Origin of the sequence: Nocardia sp. NPDC004604, from assembly GCF_040609795.1 — a bacterium.
Classification (GTDB): Bacteria; Actinomycetota; Actinomycetes; order Mycobacteriales; family Mycobacteriaceae; genus Nocardia.
In genome coordinates this window covers 61699-67698 of the sequence record NZ_JBEXLC010000032.1, presented here as the reverse complement: position 1 = coordinate 67698, position 6000 = coordinate 61699, and the positions used below count along the sequence as shown (strand labels likewise).

General features: G+C 64.3%; 8 protein-coding genes. 2 read left to right on the top strand and 6 right to left on the bottom strand.

Annotation, left to right across the window (positions count from 1 at the left end):
* Positions 1 to 539 (top strand): maleylpyruvate isomerase family mycothiol-dependent enzyme (locus ABZW16_RS14680; protein WP_354955941.1); only part of this gene is annotated, 539 nt, incomplete at its 5' end.
* Positions 540 to 658: 119 nt separating this feature from the next.
* Here ABZW16_RS14680 and ABZW16_RS14675 read toward each other — a convergent pair.
* From ABZW16_RS14675 to ABZW16_RS14650, 6 genes are read right to left on the bottom strand one after another with little or no spacing between them, the layout of a single operon-like run.
* Complete coding sequence (locus ABZW16_RS14675) at positions 659 to 1207, bottom strand: maleylpyruvate isomerase N-terminal domain-containing protein (protein WP_354955939.1); 549 nt, start codon at positions 1205 to 1207, stop codon at positions 659 to 661.
* A 4-nt stretch (positions 1208 to 1211) separates the two neighbouring features.
* On the bottom strand, positions 1212 to 1901 hold the full coding sequence (locus tag ABZW16_RS14670; protein ID WP_354955937.1) for a class II aldolase/adducin family protein: 690 nt from the start codon (positions 1899 to 1901) through the stop codon (positions 1212 to 1214).
* A gap of 44 nt (positions 1902 to 1945) precedes the next feature.
* The gene (locus ABZW16_RS14665; protein ID WP_354955935.1) at positions 1946 to 2278 is read right to left on the bottom strand and encodes a ferredoxin family protein; all 333 of its coding nucleotides are present in this window, start codon (positions 2276 to 2278) and stop codon (positions 1946 to 1948) included.
* A 13-nt stretch (positions 2279 to 2291) separates the two neighbouring features.
* Entirely contained in the window at positions 2292 to 3281 is a 990-nt protein-coding gene (locus ABZW16_RS14660) for an NAD(P)/FAD-dependent oxidoreductase (protein WP_354955933.1), read from the bottom strand.
* A 4-nt stretch (positions 3282 to 3285) separates the two neighbouring features.
* A complete protein-coding gene (locus ABZW16_RS14655) occupies positions 3286 to 4305 on the bottom strand; it encodes a hypothetical protein (RefSeq protein ID WP_354955931.1) in 1020 nt (339 codons plus the stop codon).
* 1 nt (position 4306) lies between these two features.
* Positions 4307 to 4573: a nickel-binding protein gene (locus ABZW16_RS14650; protein WP_354955929.1), complete on the bottom strand. Its 267-nt coding sequence runs from the start codon at positions 4571 to 4573 to the stop codon at positions 4307 to 4309.
* Positions 4574 to 4924: 351 nt separating this feature from the next.
* On the opposite strand from ABZW16_RS14650, the gene ABZW16_RS14645 reads away from it, so the two are divergent.
* Positions 4925 to 5761 carry an IclR family transcriptional regulator gene (locus ABZW16_RS14645; protein ID WP_354955927.1) on the top strand — a complete coding sequence of 279 codons (837 nt, stop codon included), beginning with the start codon at positions 4925 to 4927 and terminating at the stop codon, positions 5759 to 5761.
* The last annotated feature ends 239 nt before the right edge of the window (positions 5762 to 6000 follow it).

Genomic DNA, 6000 nt, shown 5'->3' with positions numbered 1-6000 from the left:
GCCGACTGCTGGATTGGGCGGCGAGTGGTGTCGAGACGCCCATGTACGAATCACCGGAGCAGCGCGGCCGCGAAATCGACGAAGGCGCCACCTTGCCCCCAGCCGCGATACGAAACCTCTTCACCCACACCGCCGCCCGGCTCGCCGAGCGATGGCGGAATGTGCCTGCCAGCGCATGGGATTCGCTCGTTCGAACTGCTCAGGGTCGTACGGTGCCCGCATCCGAGACGGCCTGGATGCGCACTCGGGAGGTGTGGATCCACGCCGTGGATCTCGACAGCGGTGGTCGATTCGGCGAGTTTCCGGATGTGGTGCTCGATGGTGTGCTGACCGATGTCGTGACGTTGTGGCGGGCCCGGGATCGTGGTGCGGGCCTGTCGCTATGCGTCGATGGCCGACCCCCGATCGAAATCCAGGCATCCGAGCCGACCACGACCAGCGTCTCCGGCCCTCTTGCCGCCGTGGTCCGCTGGGCTACCGGCCGCGGAGCCATCGGCGTGGATATCAAGGGCGAAGAAACCACCCCTGCTTGGCTCTGAAACCACCCGTCGGCGTTAATGTCACGTGACGAAAGGCTGGTTACGAGGATTCGATCCTCGTAACCAGCCTTTCGAGGTTTGACCGAACGTGATTGGCCGTCCGGCGATCGCGGCGGACGCTACGGCGACACGCTCGAGTGAGGAGGATGTGAATCCCGGGGCAGGAGCTCCGCCAGCTGACATTCTCCTTGGGCCGGACCGCCATTCGGCTCGTAATCGAGCGCCAATGCGGGGACGTGGATGCGCATTTCCCGCAGCCAGGTATCGATGATGTGGACGACCGATGCCGATCGCCCCTCCGTGACGATCGGCATGGTCGACCACTGCTCGTCGGACAAGGTTTCGACGAGGTCGGCGAACCTGTGCACGGCCTGCTCGACGTCGGTGATGATGACCGCGCCGGGACGGGTGGCTTCCCGGTCGATCTCCCACGACCGTTCGAGTGCGTTCCCCCGGAGATCACCGGGATCGGTGGAACCGGTGGGCAGAATCCCGGACAAGAAGTCGCTGCCCCTCGCGATGTGGGCCGCGACATGGCCGTAAGACCAGCCCGGATGACCGCTGTCTGCGCTGAAATCGCAGTCGCCGTCCCAGAGGTGCGCTGCCATCCGGTCGATTCGGTCCACTTCTTCACTGATCGCCGCATGCAGCTCATGCCGGTCCGCCATCATTTCAGTCCTCGATGTCAGAGCGGCGCACCAGATACCGCCAGCCGGCGTCGAGCTGAGTCGGGTTCCAGATCTGCTCGCGTTTGAAACGGGTCTCCGCTTCGTCGGACGATGTTCGTGGTCCTCCGGCCGCGTCAGCGAGAAGCTGTGTGCGGCAGGCACGTTCGAGCAGAACGGCGTACATGACCGCGGTTGCGATATCGGGGCCGACAGTGACGGCACCGTGATGGGGCATGAGAATGCCGTTGGCGTCACCGAGTTCCTCGGCCAGGGCCCGGCCGAGATTCTGGGTCGCGATCAACGCGCCCGTGACCGTGAACCGAGGCAACTGCGGGTGTGTGAACGGCACGGCGTCGTGGGAGATGGGCAGCAGGTCGCGCTGCAATGAGGAGAAGGCGCTGAGCGCGGGCGCGTGTGTGTGCACAACGGCGCCGACATCCGTACGGCGGGCGAGGATCTCGGTATGGATCGGGAATTCCAGATGCCGCTTGCCCGTGCCCGCGAGGACGTCGCCGCCCTGCGAGACCAGCACGACGCGGTCGGCATCGATCTCCTCGAATCCGTATCCGGATGCCTTCATCCAGGCGCCGTTACCGTCCGGGTCACGGACCGAAGCGTGGCCCCAGACCATGTCGGACAGGCCTGCGGTGGCGAGGGCATGGCTGGCGTGAACGACATCGTCGACGACGCTCATCGATGAGAGTCCTTTCTGCTGTTGTGGTTTCGGATCACCGTGCGTTACTCGTCAGCGAGGGAGATGACCAGGAAGGTATCCACGCCGACGGAGCCGAGGCCCATGGACCCACCGGGATCGCCGAGCGCTTCGTCACGGCCAGGGAGGGGCAATGCGAAGAATGCGGCGTTGTCATCCCGCCATATCGGGTCCGTGATGTCTTTGGGAGCCACGATCGCCGAGACTGGGCACTCGGTCAGGCATGCGGCGCACTCGATGCACTCGTTCGGATTGATGTAGCGCTTGGTCAATCCTTCGTAGATGCAGTCGACCGGACACACATCGACACAGGAGCCATCGAGTTCATTGATGCACTTCTCATTGATTACATAGGCCATGTGGGCTGTCCTTTCACTGCGCCGGTTCGGGCAGCTTCTCGCTGGAGTGACCAGGGAACAGCTGTTCGTCCGGATGCAACGTGACCGCGATGTTGTTCACGGCCGTCGCGGCTTCGCCGAATCCCACGGCGATGAGCGCCACTTTGCCGGGGTAGGTGGTGATATCGCCGGCGGCGTAGACGCCGGGGCGACTGGTGGCCATATTCGTATCGACCGCGATCTGCTTGCCCAGGAAATCGATTCCCCATGAGGTGAGACCGCCAAGAGACGCGATATGGCCGAGGGCCGGTACCAGCAGGGTGGCGGGAATCCGCTCGGTAGTGCCGGAGGCGCAATCGTGGATGGTGACTGCTTCGAGTGCTGTGTCCCCGTGGACATGGCTGATCTCACTGTTGATCAGCACACGGGTCGCGCTGGATCTCAGCATGGCGACGGAACTTTCGTGTGCGCGAAACCGTGCGCGGCGGTGCACGACGGTGACCGAGCGCGAATGCGGAGCGAGCGCGTTGGCCCAATCCACCGCGCTGTCACCGCCGCCCACGATGACCACGTCCCGATCGGCATAGGTGTGGGGCGCCTCGAGGACGTGCTCGACGCCGGAGCCGGTGTAACCCTGGAGGGCTGGGAGCGGCCGCGGTGTGAAGCGGCCGATACCGGCGGTGAGCAGGATGGCGCGGGCGCGGATGCTGTTCTCGTTTGCCGTGGCGGCAACGAAGGTGCCGTCGGGCATTTCGGCCAGGCGGAGCGCTTCCTCACCGAGAACGACGGTGGGGTTGGCGGACACGGCCTGCTCGGTCAGTCGGGAAATGAGTTCGCGACCGGTAACCGCCGGAAATCCGGCGATGTCATAGATGTTCTTTTCCGGGTACAGGGCCGCGGTTTGTCCGCCCAGATGGGGAAGGCTGTCGATGACGGTGACGGCCAGACCGCGCATGCCCGCGTAATAACAGGCATACAGGCCGACCGGGCCGCCACCGACGATCAACAGGTCTGTGTCGAGCACCGGATCAACTCCAGATGAGAATTTGTCCGTCGCCGGTGTCTCCGGCCAGGTCTGCGTAGGCCCGAATCGCACCCGGGTGCAGCGGAATCGGCGTGTCCGCCATCGCCACGGGATCGACCGGATACGTGACGGGTGAGCGGTCGGGTGGGAAGTGGCTGTACTGGGATTCGAGCGCCCGCCGCGTTTTGACCATGCACCAGGTCGCGAGATAGGCAACGTCCTCCGGAAGATCGTCACGGCACACGATCGCGAAATCCGCGAAGTCGAGCGTCGTCAGCGGTTGCTCCAGATTCGGCAGATATCCCGCGGCCACCTCTGCGGTCGGCCAGCCGATCGCAGCGAAGCCTTCGAATACCTTTGTGCCCCAGTCCAGGTAGCGCACCGGACGCTTGCCGGCGATACGTTGCCAGGCCGTGGTGTTGATCGCTTCGTGGATGAGGACATTCGCTTCGCCGGTGGCGAATCGGTGGATCGCCGGGAATGGGCGCTCGGAGTACAGGAATCGGGCTCCTCCGGCTCGGAGCAGATCCGGATCCGCATCGGCGAGCCGCAATCCGTGGTGGGCCGCCCATCCGATGAGATTGACACCGTCGTCCTGCGAGGTGGCGATGACGAGACGGTCGGCGATCGCCGCCAGATCCGACACCGACCGGACGGGTAGGTCGGCGTCGACGGCGACCACGAGCCGATCGGCCTGGCCGATCACTCCCAGCGCACGAAGATTGGGCTGCGCGGATCGGCCACCCAGGGACACGAGGCCGTCGTACAGTGCACGCACGGCGGGCGTCGGTGTGACGATCGTGATGTCGACCTCGCCGGCCTGGAGGGCATCCAGCTGATCGGCTCCGCCACGCCCCGACCAGATCCCGAAGCGAGAGCCTTCGGGGCACCGGTCACCGAGTTCCTGGGCGATCCACCCGCAGATGCGGTGCATGTTGGCCTGACCCCAGTCGCCGCGGAACTGCAGCTGGATCGGCCGGTCGAGGGTGGGCTGCGCGGATTCCGCGCCAAGTTGCTCGGTCATATCAGGCGGTCGCCTGATTCAGCTTCGCCGCATCGAATTCGACGTCGATCTCGGTGATCATGTCGACCGGGAAGCCGACGCGTTCGAACTCCTCGCGTACCGCGTCCTCGGAGTCGGCTTCGTAGAGGGTGGCGATGTAGCCGGAGTCGCTGTTGGCGAAAAGGTGCCGGAACGTCGCGTGCACACCCTTCGCCACTTCCGGACCGTACGCCGCGACCTCCTCCTCGGAGATGCCGGGTGCCTGATGGATGCTCAAGAACAAGGACATGATCTTCCTTCGAAATGGGGGAGAATTCCCGGTATGTGTCATTCCAGGGAACAGTGTTCCGAATGATGCCATGATGCGGGTCACAGATCAAGCCCCGTCGGCATACTTGTCCGGGGTGGTCAAGTAGCAGGTGGGACGCTGAAATCCGTTGTATGTCAAGGGCGTGTGCACGATTCGGCGCAGTGGCGCCGTGGGTGCGGTCGGCGAGAGCAGACAATTTGATCGTGCGCAAGATCGGCGGCTATTATGTTCCGTAAGGAGGATCACCGGCCCGCATTACGGAACAGTGGCGCGGCTATCCTCGCGGTCGATGGCGAAAGGTGGTGTGACCGGGTGGGATACCGTATAGCAATGGGTTCCGAGGGCATCGATGAATTTGCGGGCGAGGCGATGTCGAAAGCGCTGGGCAGGTCTGCTGACGACGGCGCGGGGGAGCGTCCATCGGGGATGATCGGTGCGGTCGACAACGTGCTGCGGTTGTTGGCACTGTTCAACGAGAGTCCGAAGATCCGGGTGAACGAGGCCAGTCGGGCGATGGGATTGTCGCGTTCGACCGTCCATCGGATGCTGACGACGCTGAGTTATCACCAGTTCGTGGAACAGGACGAGTTCTCGCGCGCGTATCAGCCGGGGCCCGCGCTCATCGATATCGGTCTGGCCGTGCTGCAGAACATCGAAATCCGGGTCATCGCCCGCAATGCCCTCCTGCGTCTGCGTGATGAAACCGGCGAAACGGTTCACCTGGGTCTCCAGCGTGGCGCGGAGGTCGTGTTCATCGACAGCGTCGAAAGTCAGCAGACCGTTCGCACCGGCAGCCGCATCGGGTGGACGCTGCCCTCGCATGCGACCGCCGCAGGCAAGGCCATGCTGGCCCAGCTCGATGAACGGGAGCTCGACAAGATCTACCCGGACGAGGTACTCGAGCCCGCGACCGCCGCGACCGTACGCAGTAAGTCCGAACTGCGGGGTCAGCTCGAGGAGATTCGCCGACGCGGCTATGCGGTCAACGATGGTGAAAGCGAGCCCGATGTCGGCGCCGTGGCCGCCGTTGTCTGCGACCGTGACGGACGGGTGCGCGGAGCGATCTCGGTTACCGCTCCGCGTGCGCGGGCCGACGCCGAGTGGGAGCGGCAGGCGGGTATGGCCGCGATGCGGACGGCCAAACAGCTCGGAGCCGGCTTCGGCTAACCGCTACCTCGATCGGATGCCCCGGGACGCGACCAGCGTTTCTGGGGCTTTTCTGTTTCTTGCCTCATCTTTGCCATCGCTGCTACAGTTGTTCCGTGATGTGGGTCACCGTCACGCATGATGACACATCATGGTGCGGGTTCGATCACGTCCTATCCCTGTGAGGGGTTCTCCAGGGGCCACGGGCTTCAGCCCGTTCGATGCCCGGGTCTCGATAGCCCGGGGTTCACATAGTGCAC

Bases quoted from the DNA above. Each gene is read 5' to 3' on its own strand.
- ABZW16_RS14675 (WP_354955939.1), bottom strand. From the start codon at position 1,207: ATGGCGGACCGGCATGAGCTGCATGCGGCGATCAGTGAAGAAGTGGAC.
- ABZW16_RS14670 (WP_354955937.1), bottom strand. From the start codon at position 1,901: ATGAGCGTCGTCGACGATGTCGTTCACGCCAGCCATGCCCTCGCCACC.
- ABZW16_RS14665 (WP_354955935.1), bottom strand. From the start codon at position 2,278: ATGGCCTATGTAATCAATGAGAAGTGCATCAATGAACTCGATGGCTCC.
- ABZW16_RS14655 (WP_354955931.1), bottom strand. From the start codon at position 4,305: ATGACCGAGCAACTTGGCGCGGAATCCGCGCAGCCCACCCTCGACCGG.
- ABZW16_RS14650 (WP_354955929.1), bottom strand. From the start codon at position 4,573: ATGTCCTTGTTCTTGAGCATCCATCAGGCACCCGGCATCTCCGAGGAG.
- ABZW16_RS14645 (WP_354955927.1), top strand. From the start codon at position 4,925: ATGGGTTCCGAGGGCATCGATGAATTTGCGGGCGAGGCGATGTCGAAA.